Source organism: Pseudomonas oryzae (assembly GCF_900104805.1).
Taxonomy (GTDB): domain Bacteria; phylum Pseudomonadota; class Gammaproteobacteria; order Pseudomonadales; family Pseudomonadaceae; genus Geopseudomonas; species Geopseudomonas oryzae.
The window spans coordinates 4,196,685-4,218,133 of record NZ_LT629751.1 but is presented as its reverse complement, the minus strand read 5'-3'; the positions used below and the strand labels follow the sequence as shown (position 1 = coordinate 4,218,133).

18 protein-coding genes and 1 tRNA gene are annotated in these 21,449 nt (G+C 70.3%); 10 read left to right on the top strand and 9 right to left on the bottom strand.

From position 1 onward, the window contains the following. Position 1 precedes the first annotated feature (1 nt). Genes BLT78_RS19195 through BLT78_RS19185 form a run of 3 tightly spaced genes read right to left on the bottom strand, consistent with a single transcriptional unit; the run spans position 2 to position 3,867 of the window. Positions 2 to 202 (bottom strand): DUF1656 domain-containing protein, encoded by a 201-nt coding sequence (locus tag BLT78_RS19195; protein WP_090351472.1) that lies wholly within the window; start codon positions 200 to 202, stop codon positions 2 to 4. Then, entirely contained in the window at positions 192 to 2,357 is a 2,166-nt protein-coding gene (locus BLT78_RS19190) for an FUSC family protein (protein ID WP_090351470.1), read from the bottom strand. The genes BLT78_RS19195 and BLT78_RS19190 overlap by 11 nt, the downstream gene beginning before the upstream one ends. Before the next feature lies 1 nt (position 2,358). Further along, positions 2,359 to 3,867, bottom strand: a complete 1,509-nt coding sequence (locus BLT78_RS19185; protein WP_090351468.1) for an efflux transporter outer membrane subunit — start codon at positions 3,865 to 3,867, stop codon at positions 2,359 to 2,361. Between the two features lie 250 nt (positions 3,868 to 4,117). On the opposite strand from BLT78_RS19185, the gene BLT78_RS19180 reads away from it, so the two are divergent. Further along, positions 4,118 to 5,059, top strand: a complete 942-nt coding sequence (locus BLT78_RS19180) for a LysR family transcriptional regulator (RefSeq protein ID WP_090351467.1) — start codon at positions 4,118 to 4,120, stop codon at positions 5,057 to 5,059. A 98-nt stretch (positions 5,060 to 5,157) separates the two neighbouring features. After that, positions 5,158 to 5,445 carry a hypothetical protein gene (locus BLT78_RS19175; RefSeq protein ID WP_090351465.1) on the top strand — a complete coding sequence of 96 codons (288 nt, stop codon included), beginning with the start codon at positions 5,158 to 5,160 and terminating at the stop codon, positions 5,443 to 5,445. 12 nt (positions 5,446 to 5,457) lie between these two features. Here BLT78_RS19175 and BLT78_RS19170 read toward each other — a convergent pair whose 3' ends face one another. Further along, a complete protein-coding gene (locus BLT78_RS19170; RefSeq protein WP_090351464.1) occupies positions 5,458 to 6,909 on the bottom strand; it encodes an aminotransferase-like domain-containing protein in 1,452 nt (483 codons plus the stop codon). Between the two features lie 153 nt (positions 6,910 to 7,062). Here BLT78_RS19170 and BLT78_RS19165 point away from each other — a divergent pair, with 153 nt between their 5' ends. Further along, positions 7,063 to 7,662, top strand: a complete 600-nt coding sequence (locus tag BLT78_RS19165; protein ID WP_090351462.1) for a LysE family translocator — start codon at positions 7,063 to 7,065, stop codon at positions 7,660 to 7,662. An 82-nt stretch (positions 7,663 to 7,744) separates the two neighbouring features. Beyond that, entirely contained in the window at positions 7,745 to 8,191 is a 447-nt protein-coding gene (locus tag BLT78_RS19160; RefSeq protein WP_090351460.1) for a hypothetical protein, read from the top strand. Here BLT78_RS19160 and BLT78_RS19155 read toward each other — a convergent pair. The 3 genes from BLT78_RS19155 to BLT78_RS19145 are packed head-to-tail and all read right to left on the bottom strand — an operon-like array spanning position 8,188 to position 10,787. Next, on the bottom strand, positions 8,188 to 8,439 hold the full coding sequence (locus tag BLT78_RS19155; RefSeq protein WP_090351458.1) for a hypothetical protein: 252 nt from the start codon (positions 8,437 to 8,439) through the stop codon (positions 8,188 to 8,190). The two genes, BLT78_RS19160 and BLT78_RS19155, sit on opposite strands and share 4 nt — an antisense overlap. A gap of 60 nt (positions 8,440 to 8,499) precedes the next feature. Further along, a complete protein-coding gene (locus BLT78_RS19150; RefSeq protein ID WP_090351457.1) occupies positions 8,500 to 9,396 on the bottom strand; it encodes a DUF2950 domain-containing protein in 897 nt (298 codons plus the stop codon). A 14-nt stretch (positions 9,397 to 9,410) separates the two neighbouring features. Next, the gene (locus BLT78_RS19145; protein WP_090351455.1) at positions 9,411 to 10,787 is read right to left on the bottom strand and encodes a DUF3300 domain-containing protein; all 1,377 of its coding nucleotides are present in this window, start codon (positions 10,785 to 10,787) and stop codon (positions 9,411 to 9,413) included. A gap of 301 nt (positions 10,788 to 11,088) precedes the next feature. On the opposite strand from BLT78_RS19145, the gene BLT78_RS19140 reads away from it, so the two are divergent. Together BLT78_RS19140 and BLT78_RS19135 are read left to right on the top strand one after the other, a co-directional pair. Continuing rightward, the gene (locus tag BLT78_RS19140; RefSeq protein ID WP_197673124.1) at positions 11,089 to 14,898 is read left to right on the top strand and encodes a DUF3427 domain-containing protein; all 3,810 of its coding nucleotides are present in this window, start codon (positions 11,089 to 11,091) and stop codon (positions 14,896 to 14,898) included. Between the two features lie 135 nt (positions 14,899 to 15,033). Further along, positions 15,034 to 16,896, top strand: a complete 1,863-nt coding sequence (locus tag BLT78_RS19135; protein WP_090351453.1) for a 3'-5' exonuclease — start codon at positions 15,034 to 15,036, stop codon at positions 16,894 to 16,896. 112 nt (positions 16,897 to 17,008) lie between these two features. Here BLT78_RS19135 and BLT78_RS19130 read toward each other — a convergent pair. Both BLT78_RS19130 and BLT78_RS19125 read right to left on the bottom strand, forming a co-directional pair. Further along, positions 17,009 to 17,084: transfer RNA gene (locus BLT78_RS19130), tRNA-Thr, on the bottom strand. 58 nt (positions 17,085 to 17,142) lie between these two features. Then, complete coding sequence (locus BLT78_RS19125; RefSeq protein ID WP_090351452.1) at positions 17,143 to 17,970, bottom strand: TlpA family protein disulfide reductase; 828 nt, start codon at positions 17,968 to 17,970, stop codon at positions 17,143 to 17,145. A 130-nt stretch (positions 17,971 to 18,100) separates the two neighbouring features. Between BLT78_RS19125 and rfbB the strand changes: the two genes are divergently transcribed. Genes rfbB through rfbD form a run of 4 tightly spaced genes read left to right on the top strand, consistent with a single transcriptional unit; the run spans position 18,101 to position 21,445 of the window. Then, positions 18,101 to 19,165, top strand: a complete 1,065-nt coding sequence (gene rfbB, locus BLT78_RS19120) for a dTDP-glucose 4,6-dehydratase (protein ID WP_090351450.1) — start codon at positions 18,101 to 18,103, stop codon at positions 19,163 to 19,165. Beyond that, a complete protein-coding gene (gene rfbA / locus BLT78_RS19115; RefSeq protein ID WP_090351448.1) occupies positions 19,162 to 20,034 on the top strand; it encodes a glucose-1-phosphate thymidylyltransferase RfbA in 873 nt (290 codons plus the stop codon). Before rfbB ends, rfbA begins: the two co-directional genes overlap by 4 nt. After that, the gene (rfbC, locus tag BLT78_RS19110; RefSeq protein WP_090351446.1) at positions 20,031 to 20,579 is read left to right on the top strand and encodes a dTDP-4-dehydrorhamnose 3,5-epimerase; all 549 of its coding nucleotides are present in this window, start codon (positions 20,031 to 20,033) and stop codon (positions 20,577 to 20,579) included. The genes rfbA and rfbC overlap by 4 nt, the downstream gene beginning before the upstream one ends. After that, positions 20,576 to 21,445, top strand: a complete 870-nt coding sequence (rfbD, locus tag BLT78_RS19105) for a dTDP-4-dehydrorhamnose reductase (RefSeq protein WP_090351445.1) — start codon at positions 20,576 to 20,578, stop codon at positions 21,443 to 21,445. The genes rfbC and rfbD overlap by 4 nt, the downstream gene beginning before the upstream one ends. The last annotated feature ends 4 nt before the right edge of the window (positions 21,446 to 21,449 follow it).

Genomic DNA, 21,449 nt, shown 5'->3' with positions numbered 1-21,449 from the left:
CTCAGTGGTAGACGTACAGCACCAGGGCGCCGTACAGGCAGGTGAACAGGCTGACCCGCAGCAGCGTGGGGTGCCAGGCGTGGCGGTACAGCCCGCACCAGGCGACCAGGCGGTCGATGACCCAGCCGCCGGCCAGGGTGAGCAGGAACAGCAGGGTCAGGTTCGGCAGGTACACGCCGAACAGGGCGATCTCACGGGGCATGGGGGGGACTTCCAGCGGCCAGCGGCGAGTGGGGATCGAGCAGCGAGCTGCGCACGAAGTGCAGGTAGCTGAGCACCCGGCGCAGCGGCGAGGTGTCGAACTGCGGCGGGCGTTCCTCGGGGGTCTGGCGCACCGCGGCGATGGCCTGCTCGACCGCCGCCAGGGCGCGCTGGCGGTTGCCTTCGTCGGGCTGCAGGAACAGGCGCACCAGGGCGCGACCGAGGGCGCGGATGCTCTGCCGCCAGGGCATGTCCTCGGCGTAGCAGGCATCGCCGGGCAGGCGCGCCTGTTCCTGGCGCAGCTCGATCAGCGCGTGGCCGATCTCCAGCACGGCGAACAGCCAGCCGAGCAGGCGGCGCTGCACCACGGGGCGGCCGGCGGCCAGGCCGTAGGCCTGGTTGAACAGGTCGCGGGTGCCGCTCTCGAAGCCGGCGACCAGGCCCTTGAGCCGGCCGCTGACGGCGAACACCACGCGCTGGCGCAGGTCGCGCTCCAGGCTGCGCCACAGCCAGGGCCGGTCGGGCGGCAGGATCAGGGTGGCGGCCAGCGCCGCCAGGCCGATCGACAGCAGCGCGGCGAGGTACTCGTTGAACAGCCGGTAGGGGTCGTAGACGGTCAGGTTGGCCGGCAGACCGAGCATGCAGAACCACAGCAACAGGCCGGCGCCGTAGCCCATGCGCGGCGGGCGGGCGAGCAGCCAGGCGCCGAGGGCGAACAGCGGCGCCAGCGCGCTGCACAGCAGGGCGAAGCCGTCCAGCCAGGGCAGCACCCAGAACTGCACGAAGCCGGCGTACAGCGCCGCGCCGCCGGCCCCGGCAAGCAGCTGCCAGGACAGCCGGCGCGGATTGGCGGCGGTGGAGGCCAGCGCCGAGACCATCGCCGCGGTGAGCACGAAGGTGCTGCCGCTCGGCCAGGCCGAGGCGATCCAGAAGGTGCCGAGCAGCAGGATCAACAGCGCGCTGCGCATCCCCGCCACCGCCGCCGCCGCGCCGTTGGCGCGCGGGGTGAAGCTGTCCGGCCACTGCTCGCGGGCGTGGCGGTGCTCGCGCAGCGAGGCATAGGTGTGGGCGTAGGCGAGCAGGTCGTCGGCGAAGCGGTAGAGCAGCTCGGCGGCGGTGTCGTAGTCGAGCAGCGCCGCCTCCACTTCGGCACCGTCCAGCGCGGCGAGCTGCTGGCGGCCGTCGCGGATCGCCTGCATCAGCTGCGCGCGTGCGCCGCTCAGCCGCTCGGCCAGGCGGGCGAGGTCGGCCTCGTCGGCGAGCAGGCCGGCGAAGGGCGCGAGCTGCGCGGCGACCGCGTCGAGGCAGGGCTGCACGGCGCCGCGGATCCGCGCACCGGCATCGCCATGCAGGCGCTGCAGCAGCTGGTAGAGGGCGTGGAAGCGCGTGCTCAGCACCATGAACTCGTTGTTCAGCCGCGCCAGGCGGCCGCTGCGCAGGCGGATGTGCGGATCCTCGAAGGCGGCGGCGTTGCGCAGGTTGTCGAGCCCCACCGCCTCGGCGGCGAGGCGCGCGTTGACCTGCTCGACGCGCGCCGGCTCGAGCTGGCCGGCCAGGCCCGCGGCGGCGAACCCGGCGAACTCGCGAAAGCGCGTAGCCAGCGCGGTGCGCAGGCTGGCGCTGCTGGTCTGCGGCAGCAGCAGCGCGCTGACCAGTCCCGCGCAGAGGATGCCCAGGCCAATCTCCAGAACCCGCCACAGCGCCTGCATGAAGGCAGCCTGCGGGGCGGCGATGGCCGGCAGGCCGATCATCGCCGCGGTGTAGCCGGCCAGCACGCAGGCGTAGCCGCGAAAGTCGCGGTAGCGCGCCGCGCCGGCGGTGCACAGGCCGATCCACAGCGCCAGGCAGAGCAGGAACAGCACCCGCTCCTGGGCGAACAGGGCGATCAGCGGCACCATCACGGTGAGGCCGAGCAGGGTGCCGACGATGCGGTAGAAACTCTTGGCCAGCACCTGGCCGCTCTGCGGCTGGAGGACGATGAACACGGTGGCGAGCACCGTGCTCGGCTGCGGCAGCTCCAGGCGGTAGGCCAGCCACAGGGCGAGGAAGGCGGTGAGCAGCGCCTTGAACACGAAGGCCCAGACGCGCCCCTCGTCCTGCGCCCACTCGGCCAGGGCGCGACGCAGGGAGCCGCGCAGCGCGGGGATCGCGGCCATCTCAGTCGCGCCCCGGCAGGCGCAGGCCGACCGCGCGGGCGCGCAGCGCGGCGGCGTCCGGGCCGCTGCCGGCCGGCAGCACGCCGCCGCCGAGCGCCACCCACAGCTCGGCCTGCGCCGCCAGCTGCTCGGCACGCACCTGCTGCTGCAGGCGCTGCTGGGCGAACAGCTGGCTCTGCGCCTCGAGGACCGCGCGGGCGTCGGTCAGGCCGCGCCGGTGCGCCTCGGCGGCCAGTTGGCAGCGCTCCTCGGCGCTGGCCAGCCCGCTGGCGACGAAGCCCTCCTGCTCGTGCAGCGAGTGCAGGCGCACCAGCAGGTCGGCGACGCCCTTGAGCGCCTGTACCAGGGTCTGGTTGTACTGCGCGACGGCCTGGTCGTAGGCAGCCGCCTGCGCGCCGAGCCGGCCGCGCAGGCGGCCGCCGTCGAACAGCGGCAGGCTGAGCGCAGGGCCGAGGCCCGCGGCCAGCTTGTCGTGGCGCAAAAAATCCAGCACGCCACCCTGCACCGCGGCGCGGCCGAAGCTGCCGAGCAGGTCGACGTTGGGATAGAACTCGGCCTCGGCCACCTCGATGCCGCGCGCCTGCGCCGCCACCTGCCAGCGCCGCGCGACCAGGTCGGGACGCCGGCCGAGCAGCTCCAGCGGCAGCTGGCCGGGCAGCCCCGGCGCCGCCTGCAGCTTCAGACGCGGGCGCCTGAGCCGGGTGCCGGCGCCCGGCCCCGCGCCGGCCAGCGCGGCCAACTGGTGGCGCGCCAGGGCGATGCTCTCGTGGACCAGGTCGAGCTGGCGCTGCGCCTCCGGCAGCGGCGCCTCGGCCTCGCTGACCTCCAGGCGGGTGCCCAGGCCGATGCGCAGGCGCTCGCGGGCCAGCGCCAGCAGTTCCTCGCGCTGCTTGAGCTCGGCTTTGGCGATGTCCAGGCGTGCGTAGGCCAGCGCCAGGGCGATATAGGCCCGAACCACCTCGCCCTGCAGCTGCAGCGCCGCGGCGCGCGCCTCGGTGGCGGCCAGCTCGGCCATGCTGAGGGCGCGCTGGCGTTCGCTGCGCAGGCGGCCCCAGAGGTCGAGGTCGTAGCTCAGGGCGAAGCTCGCGGTGTTGTTCCAGGTGCTGGTGCCGGCCAGCGGGCCGGGGCCGTAGAAGTTGTCGGTCGGCCAGCGCCGGCGCTGCACGCTGGCGTCGACGGCCACCTGCGGCGCCTGCGCGCTGGCGGCCACCCCGGCCAGCGCCTGCGCCTCGCGCAGCCGCGCGCCGGCGACGGCCAGGCTCGGGCTGCCGGCCAGGGCACGTTCGACCCAGGCGTCCAGCTGCGCGTCGCCGTAGGCCCGCCACCAGTGCGCGGCCGGCCAGGCGGCGCGGCGCTCGGCGTGGGCGATGGCCTCGCCGGCGTCCAGCGCAGTGGCGTCGAGACGCTCGGCCTGCGGGGCGATGCCGCCGCGGTCGATGCAGCCGGCGAGGGAGGTGAACAGGAGCAACAGGGGGGCGAGATACAGCTCGGGCCGAACGATGGCGGGCACTGCGGCGCATCCTGGAGAGGGCGGTGGACCGGGAAGGGCAGGCGATTCTAAGAGCGGCCGCGGGCGAGGATAAGGCGCCAGTCAGGCGATGGATTGTGTACTGTCAGTACCTAATCGGCCGACAGACTTTGTGACACAATCGCTGTCTACCCGCCGAGGACTCCGGTTTTCGCAGGACGCGCCCCGCCTGGCCGGCCGCGCCGGCCAGGAACAGCCGGAAGCCCGGCCCGTTGCCTGCCCCTGGAGCCCGATGGACATCCTCTTCAACATGCGCGCCTTCGTCTGCGTGGCGGAAACCGGCAGCTTCACCGCCGCCGCCGCGCGCCTCGACCTGACCACCTCCTACGTCTCCCGCGCGGTCGCCACCCTGGAAACCCATCTGCGCGCCCGCCTGCTGCACCGCACGACCAGACGCATCGCCCTGACCGAGGCCGGCCAGCGCTACCTGCTGCGCTGCCAGCAGATCCTCGGCTGCATCGAGGAAGCCGAGGCCGAGGCCAGCGACGCCCATGCGCGCCCGGCCGGCAACCTCAAGCTGCACTCGATGACCGGCATCGGCCATCACTACCTGATCCAGGCCGCCGCCGAGTACCACGAGAAGTATCCGGAGGTCAGCTTCGACCTGACCCTGGCCAACCGCACCACCGACATCCTCGACGAGGGCTACGACGTCTCGGTGGTGACCGCCCGCGAGCTGCCCGACTCGGGCTTCATCTCCAAGCGCCTGGGCGATACGCACAGCGTGCTGTGCGCGGCGCCCGCCTACCTGGCGCAGCACGGTATTCCGCAGCAGCCCGCCGAGCTGGCCGCGCAGCGCTGCCTGCGCCTGGTCTACCCGGTGATGAGCATGGACAAGTGGCTGCTCGACGGCCCGGACGGCCAGGAGCTGGTCAGCGTCGAGCGCACCCACTTCCAGGTCAACACCGTCGACGCCATGACCGTGGCGCTCAAGGCCGGCATGGGCATCGGCGCGCTGCCGGTGTATTCGGCGCTGGAGAGCCTGGAGAACGGCAGCCTGGTGCGCGTGCTGCCCGCGCACACCCTGTACCCGCTGGGGGTGTTCGCCCTCTATCCGTCGCGCCAGTACCTGGACGCCAAGATCCGCACCTGGGTGGAGTTCCTGCGCGACTACATGCCGGCGCGCCTGGCCGCCGACCAGCGCCGTCTCGAGCAGTGCAGCCGGCGCGACTGACCGCCGACACAAAATCTTACGGCGCGGGAGTGAGCCATCGGCCGGCGCGGCGGTCCCAGGGGAAGGCCGGATCCGCCGGCAGCACAGGAGCCCCGATCATGCTTTCGCGTCTTGTCCTCGTCACCGCCCTGCTCGCCGGCCTGGCCATGCTGATCCAGGCGCCGGCTCGCGCCGCCGAGCGCGACCAGCACTTGCGCCACGAGCGCTACGTCGAGGTGCGACGGGGCCCGGCGTACTACGACGCGCCGCGCCCGGCCTACTATCCCCCGCACTACCGCCCCGCGCCGGCCTACCGCCCGCGCGCGCACTACCACGGCGAGCGCTATCGCCATCAGCACCGCCATCACCAGCACCGCGATCACTACTACGGCGATCGCCGCTGGTAACCCGCCGACGCCTCAGGCCGACGCGGCGCCGGCGGCCAGCGCGGTGGCCAGCTCGCCGAGGCGGCGCAGCGCGCCGGTGACCCGCTCGTCCAGCTCCTGGCAGCAGGACAGACGCAGGCAGTGGCGGAAGCGCGCGCCGTTGGAGTACAGCTGGCCGGGGATGATGACGATGCGCTCGGCCAGCGCGGCGTGGAACAGCTCGAGGCTATCCACCGTCTCCGGCAGCTCCAGCCACAGCAGGAAGCCGCCGACCGGCTGGGTGGCGCGGGTGCCGGCCGGGAAGTGGCGGGCGACGATGCCGCGCACCGCATCGACCTGCGCCGCGTAGCGCCGGCGCAGGGCGCGCATGTGGTGGTCGTAGCCGCCGTTCTCGAGGAACAGGCCGACCGTCTCGGCGAGCAGCAGCGACTCGGCGACGCTGGAGCTGAACTTCAGTTGGCGCACCGCGTCGCGGAAGCGCCCGGCCTCCAGCCAGCCGATGCGGTAGTCCGGCGCCAGGGTCTTGGTGTAGCTGGCGCAGGTCATCACCCAGCCGTCGCGGTCGAAGGCCTTGGCCGTCGGCTGCAGCGGCTCGGCGAACTGCAGCTCGGCGTACAGCGCATCCTCGATCAGCGGCACCTGGTGGCGGTTGGCCAGCTCGGCCAGGCGCCGCTTGGCCGCCAGCGGCATGCTGCAGCCGAGCGGGTTGTGCACCGTGGGCATGGCGATGATCGCACTCAGGCGCTTCTCCTCGAGCAGCAGCTCGAGGGCGTCGAGGGCCAGGCCGTGCTGCGGGTGGGTGGGGATCTCCAGCACCTTGAGGCCGAGGCTGGCGAGCAGCGGGTAGAGGTTGAAGTAGCTCGGCGACTCGATGCCCACGGTGTCGCCGGCGCGGGTCACCGCGCGCAGCGCCAGTTGCAGAGCCTCCATGGCGCCGTGGGTGAGCAGGATGTCGTCGGCGGCCAGGGTCATGCCGAGCAGCGCGGCGCGCCGGGCGATCTGCTCGCGCAGGCGCTGCGAGCCCGGCGGCAGCGCGTAGCGCGACACCAGCTGCGGCTGGCGGCGCAGCAGGCTGGCGGTCAGCCGCGCCAGCTTGGCGCCGGGATAGAACGCCTCGCCACGCGGGCAGGCCAGCGCCAGGTCGACGTGATCGGCGCGCTGCTGGCACTGCAGCACCACCGCCATCAGATCCTCCATCTCGCCCGCCTTGCGCACCCCGGCCGGCTGCTCGCGCAGCGGCCGCTGCAGCGGCGGCAGGCTGCTGCGCACGTAGTAGCCGGACTGCGGGCGCGCCTCGATCAGGCCGCGGTCCTCGAGCAGGCGGTAGGCGGCGGTGACGGTGTTCAGGCTCAGCTCGTGCTGCACCGCGCAGGCGCGCACCGACGGCAGGCGAGCGCCGGCCGGCAGGCTGCCGCGGTCGATGGCCTCGGCCAGCTGGTCGGCGAGCAGGCGGTAGCGGACGGGGGCGGACGCAGGTGCGTTCATGCAGATCACCGGTGACAGCGGGGTGGGCGAAGCATGGTGACAGTTGCACTCGACTGGCATCTGTCACCATGACAAAAGTCGTTTCGTGAGTCTGTCACCATTTGCCGCCAGTGCCTAGCATGGACTGCCATGGATCAACCGCAGGAGCCCGCCATGTTCGAAGCCCTCGCCCTGGCCAGCTACATGGGAGTGATGTCGATCACTCCCGGCCCCAACAACATCATGCTCACCGCCTCCGGGGTGAACTTCGGCTTCCGCCGCACCCTGCCGCACATGCTCGGCATCGCCTTCGGCTGCTCGCTGCAGCTGCTCTTGTGCGCCGCGCTGTTCGCCCAGGTCTCCGGCTGGCTCGGCGAGGTGCGTCCGCTGCTGGCCGCCGCCGGCTGCGCCTACCTGTTGTGGCTGTCGCTGCAACTGGCGCGCGCCGCCGCCCCGGGCCGCCGCGAGACGGCGCGACCGATGGGCTTCGTCGCCGCCGCGCTGTTCCAGTGGGTCAACCCCAAGGCGTGGATCATGGTGCTCAACGCCTGCGTGCTGTTCCTGCCGCGCGATGGCCAGCTGTCCGCCGCCGCGGCGATGGCGCTGCTGGCGCTGGTGGTCAACCTGCCGTGCATCGCGGTGTGGGCCTGGGGCGGCGAACGCCTGCGCCACTGGCTGCAGCAGGACTGGGCGCTGCGCCTGTTCAACGCCGCCATGGCCGGCCTGCTGGCGGCCACCGCGCTGTGGCTGCTGGTGGAGGAGCTGGGGCGCTGAGAAGGCGACCGCATGGCGGAATCCCGTCCCGACGCCACCGTTCTGGGCTAAAAACACTGAGCGGAACCGACGAGGAGGCAGCATGCGGACCCTCTACATCGACACCGAATTCACCCAGCTGAGCGCCGAGCGGCGGCTGATTTCCCTGGCGCTGGTCGACAGCGACGACTCCGAGTTCTACGTCGAGCTGAGCGACGGCTGGTGTACGGACGACTGCTCGGAGTTCGTCGTCGAGATCGTCCTGCCGCAGCTCGACCTGCCCCGCCACGGCCGTTCGCGCGCCGAGGCCTGCGCGGCGCTGCACGCCTTCCTCGCCGGCCTCGGCGCGGTGGAGATCGTCGGCGATGCGCTGGCCTGGGACTGGCCGCTGCTGCTCGAGCTGCTCGGCGAGCAGGGCCTGCCGGGCAACGTGCTGGGCTGCCGGCAGGTCGACGACCCGCTCGCCGCCCTGCCGGAGGACAGCGTGCCGCACCACGCCCTGCTCGATGCGCGCCTGCTGCGCGACCTGTGCGAGGGCTGCGGCGACTAGTCCTGCTGCTCCTGGCGGCGCTGCAGTTCGCGGCGCACCATGCTGGCGAACTGCGGCGGACTCAGCGCATACAGCTCGCCGGCCACCCAGCCCAGCCAGCGCGCGCCCAACTGCGCGCGCGCCGCCAGCAGGCGCTCGGCCTCGGCCTCGGCGCGGGCCTGGTGGGCGCGGTGGTAGTCGGCGCGGGACTGCGGCTGGTCGTGGTCGTGGTCGTGGTCGTGGTCGTGGTCGTGGTCGTGGTCGGACATGCTACGGCTCGGCGGGCGGGAAGCGGTCAGTCTAGCGCCGCCCGCCCCTGGCGCGGGCGCTCAGTGCTGCGCCACCGCGCCGTCCTGCTCCTCGCGCCAGCTGCTGTCCGGGTCGAAACGCGGCATCGCCAGGGCGTCCCTGGCACCGTCCGGCCCCAGGTCCTTCTCGAACACCTTGCCGTCATGGCTGATCATGAAGCTCATCACGCCGCTCTCGCCGTAGCGCGCCGGCCAGGCGATCAGGGCGAAGCCGCGACTCATGTTGTCGCCGATCCGGTAGGCATAGGCTCCGCCTGGCGCCGACGGCCCCTGGGCAGCGAGGATACGGTAGCGATAGCCGTGCCACTCGCCGTCCGGCAGCTCGTCGCCGAACAGCGGACCCAGCGGGCTCTGCGGAACGCCCGGCTCATCGGGCCAGTACAGGCCGTCGTACTGGCCGTCGCTGCTCATGAACTGCTGCGCGTACTCGAGCACGCCGTCGCCGTCGTGGTCGGCCTCGGCGTAGTCCATCTGCGCGTCGTGGTAGGCGCGCACCGCCTCGATCGCGGCCAGCTCGTTGCGGCCGATGCGCCGCGCGCGGATCTCCTCGCCACCGGCCTTGGGGTCGAAGCGCCAGCCGTCCGCGCCGTGGACCAGCGGCAGCGGGAAGGTCCAGGGCGTATGGCCGACCACCAGCCGGGCGCGCCCCTGGCCGCCGAGGCGGATGGTGCGCTCCTCGCGGTACAGGGCGAGGAAGGCGTCGACGTCCTTGCGCTCGATGTCATCGGTGGGAATCCAGGTCTGCCAGTCGGCGCCGAGCAGCGCGGCCATGCGCTGGGGATCGGCATGCTGCGTGCCGAGCGCGGCGATCAGCGCGTCGACCGCGGCGGTGGGACTGGCAAAGGCTTGCTGGGCGCGCGCCTCGAGGGTCAACAGGGCCAGCAGCGCCGGCAGGCAGATACGCATGAGCGGATGCATGGGAAGTCTCCTTGTCAACGCCGGAAGCCGCCGCCACTGCGCGCCGGCCGGCTGGCGGCCGAGCGCTGCACCGGGCGGCTGGCGCGCTCCACCCGTGGCCGGCTGGCCGCGGCCCGGCTGCTGTCGCCACGGCTGGCGACGGCCTGGGAGCGCGCCGGATCGCGCGCGCCGGCGAAGGCGTTGTTGCGCGTGTTCGGGCTGCTGGCGTACTTCTGCCGCACCTCCTGGCGGGCCTGCGCACTGTTCTGCGTGCGCTGGCGCGGCTGGGCGCCGGCCTGGCTGCGTTGGCCGATGCGCACCGGCTGCTCGGGCAGCGCCCGCTCGCGCGCCTCGCGGTTGCTGCTGGCCGGCGCCTGGAAGCCGCGCTGGTTGAGGGCCTGGCTGGCGCGTTCGCGTTCGGCCATGCGCGCCGGCTCGCGGCCACGCAGCGCCTCGCGCTGCTCGGCGCCGGGCAGGCGCTGGCTGTAGCGCTCGCGGCTGGCGTTGTCACGGTAGGGCACGCCGTCGCGATTGGCCGCGTTGTGCCGCCACTTGTTGTCGTTGCTGTTGATCTGGTTGTTGCGGTTGATGTTGTTGTACTTGTTGACGTCGATGTCGACGTCGCCGTGGCCCCAGTCGCAGTCGCCCCAGATCGAGTCGATGATCGCCACGCCGGCGGCGAAGCCCAGGCCGGCGACCAGCGCCGAGCCGAAGTAGTAGCCGGGCGGCGGCGGGTAGTAGGCCGGCGGATAGGACGGATAGGGCCAGCTGCCGTAGACCACGCTGGGGTTGTAGCTGGGCACGTAGACCACCTGCGGGTCGGCCGGCTCGATGATGATGGTCTGCTCGGCCGGCGGCGTCTGTACCACGGTGGTGGAGCCGCCCTGCGCCACACTCTGCACGCTGACCGTCTGCTGTTCGTTGGATTCGAGATTGCCGGCGGCCTTGGCCTGGCGCCGCAGGCGCTGCACCGAGTCCATCACCTCGCCGGGCTGAGCGAGGAAGGCATCGCCAACGCGCTGGACCCAGGCCGGATCCTGGCCGAGGGTGACCAGCACCGCCGGGAAGGCGACCAGCGATTGCACGCTGGGATCCCAGGGCTGGTCGGCGACCTGACGCACGGCGTCATCGCCGCTGGCGTCCGGATGAGCCTTGGACCAGGCCACCGCGTCGGCGACGTCACCGGGATAGGTGCTGGCCATCAGCACCTGGGCGAGCAACGCATCCGGATACAGCGCCAGCGGCGCCATCATCTGGTCGAGTTCCTCCTGGCGGAACACAGCCTGCTGACCGGCGGGCGCGGCCGTGGCACTGGCCGCCTCCGTGGCCACCTGCGCGGCACTCAGCTGCGGCCAGCCGGCGAGGGCCAGCCAGGCGAGCAGAGCGGCGCTGAAACGACGATCGATACGCATGGCGCATCTCCTGGGTGAGAACGCCGGGAGCGACAGGCAACCATGGCCAAGCGCCACCAGCGCGGCTAACTGCCCAGAAAAGCATAGGCGTTGGCGGGCGGTTGGCGAGGCGCCGCAGATTTGATCGGTCCAATGGTTTGCCGCCGCGCTTGGGGTGGCATAAGGTAGCCATCCTCATGGCAGATCGCAGTACCTCAGGGATGGTCCCTCCGCCTCAGCTTCTGGACGCACGCTCCCGGCTCCGCTACGCCCTCCCGATCTGCCGCCCGCTCTGCCCGTCGGCTGAAACCGGAGTTCCCCAGTGAGTAGCACCGACACCTACTACGCCCGCAACGCCCAGCAGTTCATCGCCGACACCCTGCAGGTGGACATGCAGGCGCTTTACGCGCCCTTTCTCGCCGCACTGCCGGCCAACGCGCAGATACTCGACGCCGGCTGCGGCTCGGGCCGCGATGCCTTGGCCTTCCAACAACTCGGCCATAGCGTCAGCGCCTTCGATGCCTGCCCGCAGATGGCCGAACACGCCAGCCAACTGCTCGGCCAGGCGGTGCCGGTGCGGTGCTTCACCGAGGTCCACGAAGTCGAGCGCTACGACGGCATCTGGGCCTGCGCTAGCCTGCTGCATGTAGCGGAAAACCGACTGCCGGACGCCTTCGCCCGCCTGTGGCGGGCGCTCAAGCCCGGCGGGGTGCTGTACTGCAGCTTCAAGCGCGGCCAGAGCGAGCGCCTGCACCACGAGCGCCACTTCACCGATGCCGACGAAGCGCGCCTCGCCGCCTGGGTCCAGCCGCTGCCCGGCCTGACCCGCACGCAATACTGGAGCAGCGCGGACCAACGCCCCGGCCGCAGCGAGCAGTGGCTCAACGCCCTGCTGCACAAGGCGCCCAGCAAGCTGGTGACCGGCGGCGAGGCGCATCCCTTCCTGCCGCACCTGTGCGCCGCCATCCACCAGGCGCATCAGGTCGACATGGCGGTCGCCTTCATCAAGACCACCGGCCTACGCCTGCTGCTGCCCGACCTGCTGGAGTCCCTGCAACGCAACGAATCCGCGCTGCCGCCGGCGCAAGTGCGCATCCTGACCAGCGACTATCTGGACGTCACCGATCCGGAGGCCCTGCGCCTGCTGATGCTGCTGGCCGAGCAAGGCGCCCAGGTGCGCGTCTACCAGAGCAGCGGCAGCAGCTTCCACCTCAAGGCCTACCTGTTCGCCGGCCAGGACTGGGGGCGCGCCTTCATCGGTTCCAGCAATATCAGCCGCCAGGCGCTGCAACAGGGCCTGGAATGGAACTACCGGATCGACTACCCCGGCGATGACGGCTATCTGGAAGCGCAACGGCGCTTTGACGAGCTGTTCGCCCACCCGCGCTGTGCCGAACTCAGCGATGCCTGGATCGATGCCTACGAGAAGCGCCGCATCCCGCCGACACAAGCATTCGAGCCGGGCAGCACCGAAAGCGAGCCGCCGCCGACGCCCAGCAAGATCCAGCGCGAAGCCCTGCAGGCGCTCAGCGCCACTCGCACCGAAGGCTACCTGCGCGGCCTGGTGGTGCTGGCCACCGGCTTGGGCAAGACCTGGCTGGCCGCCTTCGACGTCAAGCAAATGGGCGCGCGCCGCGTACTGTTCGTCGCCCACCGCGAGGAAATCCTCAACCAGGCGGCGGCGACCTTCGCGCGTATCCAGCCCTCGGCGCGCATCGGTTTCTATCGCGGCCAGCAACGCGACTATCAGGTCGACATCCTCTGCGCCTCGGTGCAGACCCTCGGCAAGGCCGAGCACCTGCAGCGCTTCAAGCCACAGCACTTCGATTACCTGGTGGTCGACGAATTCCACCACGCCTCGGCACCGACCTATCGCAGCCTGCTGCAGCATTTCGCCCCGGCCTTCCTACTCGGCCTGACCGCCACCCCGGATCGCACCGACAACGCCGACATCCTCGCCCTGTGCGACGACAATCTGGTCTACCAGAGCGACCTGTTCTGCGGCGTCACCGAACGGCTGCTGGTGCCCTTCCACTACTACGGCATCTTCGACGACGACGTGGACTATCAGGCCATTCCCTGGCGCAACGGCCGCTTCGATCCCGAGTTGCTCGGCAACAAGCTGGCCACCCTCGGCCGCGCCCGCCATGCGCTGAGCACCTGGCGCCTGCACGCCCAGCAGCGCACCCTGGCTTTTTGCGTGTCGACCCGCCACGCCGACTTCATGGCCGACTACTTCCGCAAGCAGGGCGTGCGCGCCGCCGCGGTATACGCCGACTCGCCGCTGTCGCGCGGCGAAGCGCTTCAGCGACTGAGCGCCGGCCAGTTGCAGGTGCTGTTCTCCGTCGACCTGTTCAACGAGGGCGTCGACCTGCCGAGCATCGACACGGTGATGATGCTGCGCCCTACCGAGTCGAAGATCCTCTTTCTCCAGCAGCTCGGCCGCGGCCTGCGCAAGGCGGACGGCAAGGACCGATTGGTGGTGCTCGACTTCGTCGCCAACCACCAGAGCTTCCTGCACAAGCCGATGGCGCTGATGAACCGCAGCATGAACCATCGGCAACTGGCCGAATTCGCCCGTAAGGCAGAACAAGGCCAGCTGGATCTGCCGGAGGGCTGCTTCGTCAATTACGACCTGCAGTTCATCGACTTCCTCAAATCGCTGGACAGCGACAGCGTGCAAAGCGACTACCGCAGCCTGCGCGAAGTGCTCGGCCGCCGCCCTAGCCTGACCGAGTTCTACCGCTCGGGCGCCAGCTTGCAGGACATGCGCCGCCAGCACGGCCACTGGTTCGCCTTGGTCGCCAGCGAGGAAAGCGAACTGCCCGAGGTCGGGCGCCAGCTCATCGCCAAGCACGGCGACTTCCTGCGCGAGCTGGAAACCACCGCGATGACCAAGAGCTACAAGATGGTGCTGCTGGAAGCCTTCCAGGAACTGGACGGCTGGCGCGAAGCGATCCGCATGGAGCAGTTGGCCGAGCGCTCCTGGCAGGTGCTGCAGCGCCGTCGCCCGCTGCTCGGCGATCTGCCCGAGGACTACCAAGGCGCGCGCCAGATGCCAGCCGATTGGCTGAGCTACTGGAAAAGGAACCCCATCGCCGCCTGGACCGGCGGCCGTTACTTCAGCAGCGAAGAAGGGCTATTCATCGGCAATCTCGTCATCGCTGAACCGGCGATAGCGCCACTGAGCGAAATGGTGCAGGAACTGGTGGATTACCGCCTGACCAGCTATGCCACGCGCCTCAAGCCAGCCGACGATAATGTGCTGCCACTGCCGAATCGCCCGCAACAAGTGGAGCTGGCCTATTTCCCCAGCCTGAAAATCGCCTGCGGCCACTTCCGCAGCAGCCGCGCCGATTACGAGGAATACCGCTCGCTCGGCAGCCACTATGGCAATCTCGACCCCAGCCGCCACTTCCTCGCCCGCGCTTCCGGCAACTCCATGAATGGCGGCAAACAGCCGATCCGTGACGGCGACTACCTATTGCTGGAGGTGGTCGGCAGCGACAGCGCCGGCAAGATCACCGGCGAAACCGTGGCCATCGAACGCCAGGACGAATCCGGCGACAACCAATACCTGTTGCGCAAAGTCCTCAAGGACGCCAACGGCCAATACCGCCTGCGCGCCAACAACCCCGACTACGCCGATATTCAGGTCACGGACGAACTCCGGGAACAGCTGCGCACCTTCGCCCGCCTGAAAGCGGTCATCGACCCGCTAGAGATGCAGGTGGGCCAGCGCTTTAAGCGCGAAGACATCCCGCCGCTGTTCGGCGTCGAGTTCAATCCCGGCAGTTGGAACAGCGGACATGTGGTGATCGACGAGCGTAATGCCCATGTGCTGTTGGTCACCCTGAACAAACAGGGCAAGGCGGAAGACCTGCGCTATCGGGATCACTGGATCGACGAGCAGCATTTCCACTGGCAGACGCAGAACCAGACGGCGCCCGACAACAAGCGCGGCAAGGAGATCATCCACCACGCGGCACTGGGCATCGACCTGCACCTGTTCGTGCGGGACAACAAACTGGAAAACGGTAAGGCGGCGCCGTTCCGCTACTACGGCAAGGTGAACTACCAGAGCCATAGCGGGAGCAAGCCGATGAGTGTGGTGTTTGCAGTGCAACCCTAAGTACCGAGCAGCTTTTGTTTATGCTGGCTGGCGTATTGTTGCGCCGGCTTGGCCAGCGCCGGGGATAATTCGGCACTGGCTTATCGTTGATCTGTAGCCGTGCCCAGCGGGCACACCATGGAAGGCATCCCTGTAATGGCCAAATTCTTCCCTTCCCGTTCCGCCTGCCGCTTTGATACCAACGGCGAGCGGCGACTGGCCGAGCGTCTGGAAAAGAAGCTCGATGACGATTACCTGTGCTGGTTCAACGTGCCGGTAGGCCCCAAAGCCTTGCAGCCGGACTTTGTGGTGATGCATCCGCAACGCGGCGTGTTGGTACTAGAGGTCAAAGACTGGAAACTGGACAGCATCCGCAGCATGGATCGCGGCAAAGCCGAGTTGTTCGTCGACGGCCAGTTGAAGTCGGTGCGTAACCCCATGACCCAAGCGCGCGCCCATGTGCTGGAAGTGGTCACCACACTGCAGAAAGACCCGGAACTGAAACAGCCACCAGGCTCGAAATACACTGGCGCATTGGTGATGCCCTACGGCTGGGGCGTCGTGTTGACAGCCATTACTCGGCGCCAGTTCGAACAGACCGACCTCGCGGAAGTGCTGGACCCCACGCATGTGCTGTTCCAGGACGAAATGACCGAGGGCGTGGAAGATGAGGTGTTTCAGCAACGGCTGTGGGACATGTTCTACCAGAGCTTCCCGTGCAACCTGGGCCAGTCGCAGCTCGACCGGGTACGCTATCACCTCTACCCCGAGATACGCGTCAACAGTACTCCGGGACAGTTCGGCCTGTTCTCGGAACAGCAAGCGCCGCTACCCAGCCTGATCAAGGTAATGGATCTGCAGCAAGAGCAACTGGCCCGCTCCCTGGGCGAGGGACACCGGGTCATCCATGGCGCCGCCGGCAGCGGCAAGACCATGATCCTCGGCTACCGCTGCGCACATCTGGCCAGCACCCTGAACAAGCCGATCCTGGTGCTTTGCTACAACCGCTCACTGGCGGGGCGCCTCCAGCAGGTCATGACCGAGCGCGGCTTGGGCGAGAAAGTCGTGGTACGCAACTTTCACGCTTGGTGCTACGAGCAGTTGAAAACCTTCGGTATCGAGCCACCAGACTTCAAACTGCCGATGGATAAGAAAATGGCGCAGGCGGTGGACATCACCTATGCCGCTGTCACCAACGGCTGTATACCCAGCGGCCAATACGGCGCCGTGCTGATCGACGAAGGCCACGACTTCCAACCGGAGTGGTTCAAACTGGCAGTGCAGATGGTCGATCCCGAGACCAACTCCCTGCTGGTGCTCTACGACGATGCCCAATCCATCTATCGCGACCAAGGGCGCAAGGCGAAGCTCGATTTCAGCTTTGCCAGCGTCGGTATCCAGGCTCAGGGGCGCACCACCATCCTGCGCGTGAACTACCGCAATACGCTGGAAGTGCTGACGTTAGCGCGCAGCTTCGCCACCGAACTGCTCACCGCCCGCGATGCGAGCGAGGATGGCGTGCCCATGATCACCCCGGAAAGCGCCGGCCGCCGCGGCCCGCTGCCGGAGTTGCTGCACTGCCAATCGGATTGGCAGGAATGGCACTGCATCGTCGAACGCATTCGCTACGAACATGGCCAAGGGCGTGCCTACAACGATATGGCGGTGATCTATCGCAGCAACAACCAAGGCAGGCAGCTCGAGCAGGTTCTGCAGCGCGAGGGCATTCCCTCCGCGTCTGGGCTATCCAGTCAGGGCAAAGGCAATCTGTACGGCGACCAGGACTCGGTCAAGGTTGTGAGCATGCACTCCAGCAAAGGCCTGGAGTTCGGCTTGGTGTTGATCCCCGGCCTGCACGAGCTACCCAAGTCGGCCGATTCGACAGCCGAGGATGCGCGCCTGCTCTACGTCGCCATGACCCGCGCCATCGACCGCTTGGTGATGACCTATCGCGAGGAGTCGGACTTCACTCAGCGCATACGGGGTGCGCTAGGCGAAGCCAAACGCATGCCGGGGTAACGCGGACGGGGCCATCGCCGTCCACCACGTCACCTCAGAAGCCCAAGAAGCCCCCAAACACCCAAAAACGCCAAAGGCCCGCATCGCTGCGAGCCTTTGGCGTGAAGTGTGATGGTGCCGGCACCAGGAATCGAACCCGGGACCTACTGATTACAAGTCAGTTGCTCTACCAGCTGAGCTATACCGGCAATGGGTCGGAATTATAGCGGCTGAGGCGCCGGAGTAAACCGGAAAATGCCTGAATCTTCAGGGTCTTGCGCCATCCCCTGGGGGCTGGCGGATGAACTGCAGGGCGTGGCGCAGGCTGGCGGGGGACAGCTCGCCCAGGTGGCTGTGGCGCAGGCGGCCGGCGGCGTCGTAGAACAGGGTGGTCGGCAGGGCGCGCGAGCCGGCCAGCTGGCCGAGCTGGTTGCCGCCGTCGAGCAGCACATCCTCGGCGGCGATGCCCTGGCGGGCGAGAAAGGCGGCCACCTCGGCGGCGCCCTCGCCCTGGTTGACCAGCAGGAAGCGCACGCCGGGCTCACTGTGCCGCGCGGCCAGCAGCACCGGCATCTCGCGCCGGCATGGCGGGCACCAGCTGGCCCAGAGGTTGACCACCAGCGGCTGGCCGCGCAGTTCGGCCAGTGGCACGGGGCGGCCGGCGAGGTCGCGCAGGACCAGCTCGGGCAGTTGGCCGGCGCGTTCGAGCCGGTGCAGGGCCAGGCTGGCCCCGCCCCAGACCAGCGCGCCGGCCAGCACGCCAAGCGCCAGCGGGCGGCGCAGCGGTGCGCGCCGCCAGGCCTGGAAGGTGCCGATCAGCAGCGCGCCGAGCACGCCGGGCCAGAGCAGGAAGCCGCCGTCGCGGATGTCCAGCGCCTGCCAAGGCGCGGCGGCGTAGTCGTCGGCGTACTGCAGCACGAAGGCCAGCCGCGCCAGCAGCAGGCCGCCGAGCAGCATGGCGAACAGGGTGGGTTCGGGGTCGAGGCGCTGGCGGCGCCCGACCCACCAGCCGCAGACCCAGGCGACGGTGAAGGCCAGCAGCAGGAGCAGGTAGCGCACCGGCAAGGCCAGCGGGCCGAGGTCGAGGGTCAGCATCGGGGCTCCGGGGCGGCAGGCGGTGGCATCGGGTATCCTTGTGGCAGGGCGGCGGGCGGCCATCTTCGCCCGCGCCACGCAGCGGAGCCAGCCCGGCGCCGTTACCGGAAATGACCTGCGGAGACCGCGCATGCGCATCCTGCTCACCGGCGGTGCCGGCTTCATCGGCTCGGCGCTGGTGCTCCAGCTGATCCGCCACAGCGGGCACGAGCTGCTCGACCTGGACAAGCTGACCTACGCCGGCCACCTCGCCTCGCTGCGCGAGGTGGCGGACCAGCCGCGCCATCGTTTCGTCCACGGCGACATCGGCGACGCCACGCTGCTCGCCCGACTGTTCGCCGAGTTCCGTCCGCAGGCGGTGGTGCACCTGGCGGCCGAGTCGCACGTCGACCGCTCGATCGACGGCCCGGCGGCGTTCATCCAGACCAACCTGGTCGGCACCTTCACCCTGCTGGAAGCGGCGCGCGCGCACTGGCAGGCGCTGCCGGCGGCGGAGCGGGCGGCGTTCCGCTTCCTCCACGTGTCCACCGACGAGGTGTTCGGCGACCTGGCGCCGGACGCGCCGCCGTTCGACGAGGGCACGCCCTACGCGCCCAGCTCGCCCTACGCGGCGAGCAAGGCCGGCGCCGACCATCTGGTGCGCGCCTGGGGGCGCACCTACGGCCTGCCGGTGCTGCTCGGCAACTGCTCGAACAACTACGGCCCGCGCCAGTTCCCCGAGAAGCTGATCCCGCGCCTGCTGTTCAACGCCCTCGCCGGCCAGCCGCTGCCGCTGTACGGCGACGGCCTGCAGGTGCGCGACTGGCTGTACGTCGAGGACCACGCCCGCGCCCTGCAGCTGATCCTCGAGCGTGGCACGCCGGGGCAGAGCTACCTGGTCGGCGGGCAGAGCGAGCGCAGCAACCGCGCGGTGGCCGAGACCCTGTGCGACCTGCTCGAGGAGCTGGCGCCGCACAAGCCGGCCGGCGTGCAGCACTACCGCCAGCTGATCCACTCGGTGCCCGACCGCCCCGGCCACGACCGCCGCTACGCGGTGAACCCGGGCAAGCTGATGGGCGAGCTGGGCTGGGCGCCGCAGGAGTCCTTCGCCAGCGGCCTGCGCCAGACCGTGCAGTGGTACCTGCAGCACCGCGACTGGTGCGCCGAGGTGCTCGCCGAGCACGATCCGGCGCAGCGCCTGGGGCGCGGCGCATGAAGGGCATCGTCCTCGCCGGCGGCAGCGGCAGCCGCCTGTATCCGCTGACCCTCGGCCTGTCCAAGCAGCTGCTGCCGGTGTACGACAAGCCGCTGATCTACTACCCGCTGTCGGTGCTGCTGCTGGCCGGCATCCGCGACATCCTGATCATCACCACGCCGCACGAGCGGCCGCTGTTCGAGCGTCTGCTGGGCGACGGCAGCGCCTTCGGCGTGCGCCTGAGCTACGCCGAGCAGCCGCGCCCGGAGGGCATTGCCCAGGCGCTGCTGATCGCCGCGCCCTTCATCGGCGACGACGAGCGTATCTGCCTGATCCTCGGCGACAACCTGTTCCACGGCCCGCACTTCATCGCCGCGCTGCGCCAGGCGCTCGGCCGCCCCGGCGCCACGGTGTTCGGCTACCAGGTCAGCGACCCCGAGCGCTTCGGCGTGATCGAGTTCGACGCCGACGGCCGCGCGCGGTCGATCGAGGAGAAGCCGCTCAAGCCGAAGTCGCGCTACGCGGTGACCGGGCTGTACGTCTACGACCGCCGCGCCCTGGCCATCGCCGCGCAGCTCAAGCCCTCGGCGCGCGGCGAGCTGGAGATCACCGAGGTCAACAACGCCTACCTGGCCCTCGGCGAGCTGCAGGTCGAGCGCCTCGGCCGCGGCTTCGCCTGGCTCGACACCGGCACCCACGACAGCCTGCTGGAGGCGGCGCAGTACGTGCAGACCATCGAGCACCGCCAGGGCCTGAAGATCGCCTGCCTGGAGGAGATCGCCCTGCAGCAGGGCTGGATCGACCGCCAGCGGCTGGCCGCACGCGCCCGCCTGCACGGGCACAGCAGCTACGGCCAGTACCTGACGCGCCTGCTCGAGGAGCTACCGTGAAGGCCATCGCCACCGCCCTCGACGGCGTGCTGATCCTCGAGCCCAGGGTGTTCGAGGACGCGCGCGGCTGCTTCTTCGAGAGCTGGAACGCGCGCACCTTCGCCGAACTGACCGGAGTGCAGGCCGAGTTCGTCCAGGACAACCACTCGGTCTCGCACCGCGGCGTGCTGCGCGGCCTGCACTACCAGCTGCCGCCCATGGCGCAGGGCAAGCTGGTGCGCGTGGTGCAGGGCGCGGTGTTCGACGTGGTGGTCGACCTGCGCCGCGCCTCGCCGCGCTTCGGCCGCTGGCACGGGGTCGAGCTGAGCGCGGAAAACCGCCGCCAGCTGTGGATTCCGCCGGGCTTCGCCCACGGCTTCCTCAGCCTGGCCGACGCCAGCGTCGTCCTGTACAAGACCACCGCCGGCTACAGCCCGGCGCACGAGCGCTGCCTGCGCTGGGACGATCCGCGCCTGGCCATCGCCTGGCCGCTGGCCGGCGTGCCGCTGCTGTCGCCGCGCGATGCCCAAGGCCTCGCCCTCGCCGACGCCGAGGTGTTCCCGTGAAGATCCTCCTGCTCGGCGCCGGCGGCCAGCTCGGCCACGCCCTCGCCCCGCGCCTGGCCGGCCACGGCGAGCTGCTCACGCCGAGCCGCGCCACGCTGGATCTGCGCGACCTGCCCGCCCTGCGCCGCTACCTGCAGCGCGCGCGCCCGCAACTGGTGGTCAACGCCGCGGCGTACACCGCGGTGGAGCAGGCCGAGCGCGAGCCGGAAGCGGCCTTCGCGGTCAACGCCGCCGCACCCGCCGCGCTGGCCGAGGAGGCGGCGGCGCTGGGCGCCTGGCTGCTGCACTACTCCAGCGACTACGTGTTCGACGGGCGCCTCGGCCGCCCCTACCGCGAGGACGACGCCTGCGCGCCGCTCAACCTCTACGGCCAGAGCAAGCGGGCCGGCGAGCTGGCGATCGCCGCCGTCGGCGGGGCGCACCTGATTCTGCGCAGCAGCTGGCTGTACAGCCGCCACGGCCGCAACTTCCTGCTGACCATGCAGCGCCTGCTGCGCGAGCGCGCCGAGGTGCGGGTGGTCGCCGACCAGTTCGGCAACCCGACCAGTTGCGCGGCGCTGGCCGACGCGACGGCGGCGCTGGTGGCGCGCCTCGCCGCCGGCGCTCCCGGCCCGGCCGGCCTGTACCACGCCAGCTGCGCCGGCGGCGCCAGCTGGTACGAGCTGGCCTGCGCGATCGCCGCCGACCTGCGCGTGCGCGGCGAGCCCTGCGCGCGGCTGCTGCCGATCGCCAGCGCCGACTACCCCAGCGCGGTGGCGCGCCCGACCGACTCGCGGCTGGACTGCGCCGCGCTGGCGCGCGACTGGGGCGTGGCGCTGCCCGACTGGCGCCAGGCGCTGGCCGACTGTCTGGCCGGCGCCACATAATGCG

Bases quoted from the DNA above. Each gene is read 5' to 3' on its own strand.
- BLT78_RS19150 (WP_090351457.1), bottom strand. From the start codon at position 9,396: ATGCATCCGCTCATGCGTATCTGCCTGCCGGCGCTGCTGGCCCTGTTG.
- BLT78_RS19190 (WP_090351470.1), bottom strand. From the start codon at position 2,357: ATGGCCGCGATCCCCGCGCTGCGCGGCTCCCTGCGTCGCGCCCTGGCC.
- BLT78_RS19195 (WP_090351472.1), bottom strand. From the start codon at position 202: ATGCCCCGTGAGATCGCCCTGTTCGGCGTGTACCTGCCGAACCTGACC.
- BLT78_RS19135 (WP_090351453.1), top strand. From the start codon at position 15,034: ATGGCCAAATTCTTCCCTTCCCGTTCCGCCTGCCGCTTTGATACCAAC.
- BLT78_RS19180 (WP_090351467.1), top strand. From the start codon at position 4,118: ATGGACATCCTCTTCAACATGCGCGCCTTCGTCTGCGTGGCGGAAACC.
- BLT78_RS19145 (WP_090351455.1), bottom strand. From the start codon at position 10,787: ATGCGTATCGATCGTCGTTTCAGCGCCGCTCTGCTCGCCTGGCTGGCC.
- rfbB (WP_090351450.1), top strand. From the start codon at position 18,101: ATGCGCATCCTGCTCACCGGCGGTGCCGGCTTCATCGGCTCGGCGCTG.
- rfbA (WP_090351448.1), top strand. From the start codon at position 19,162: ATGAAGGGCATCGTCCTCGCCGGCGGCAGCGGCAGCCGCCTGTATCCG.
- BLT78_RS19165 (WP_090351462.1), top strand. From the start codon at position 7,063: ATGTTCGAAGCCCTCGCCCTGGCCAGCTACATGGGAGTGATGTCGATC.
- BLT78_RS19155 (WP_090351458.1), bottom strand. From the start codon at position 8,439: ATGTCCGACCACGACCACGACCACGACCACGACCACGACCACGACCAC.
- BLT78_RS19125 (WP_090351452.1), bottom strand. From the start codon at position 17,970: ATGCTGACCCTCGACCTCGGCCCGCTGGCCTTGCCGGTGCGCTACCTG.
- BLT78_RS19175 (WP_090351465.1), top strand. From the start codon at position 5,158: ATGCTTTCGCGTCTTGTCCTCGTCACCGCCCTGCTCGCCGGCCTGGCC.
- BLT78_RS19160 (WP_090351460.1), top strand. From the start codon at position 7,745: ATGCGGACCCTCTACATCGACACCGAATTCACCCAGCTGAGCGCCGAG.
- BLT78_RS19170 (WP_090351464.1), bottom strand. From the start codon at position 6,909: ATGAACGCACCTGCGTCCGCCCCCGTCCGCTACCGCCTGCTCGCCGAC.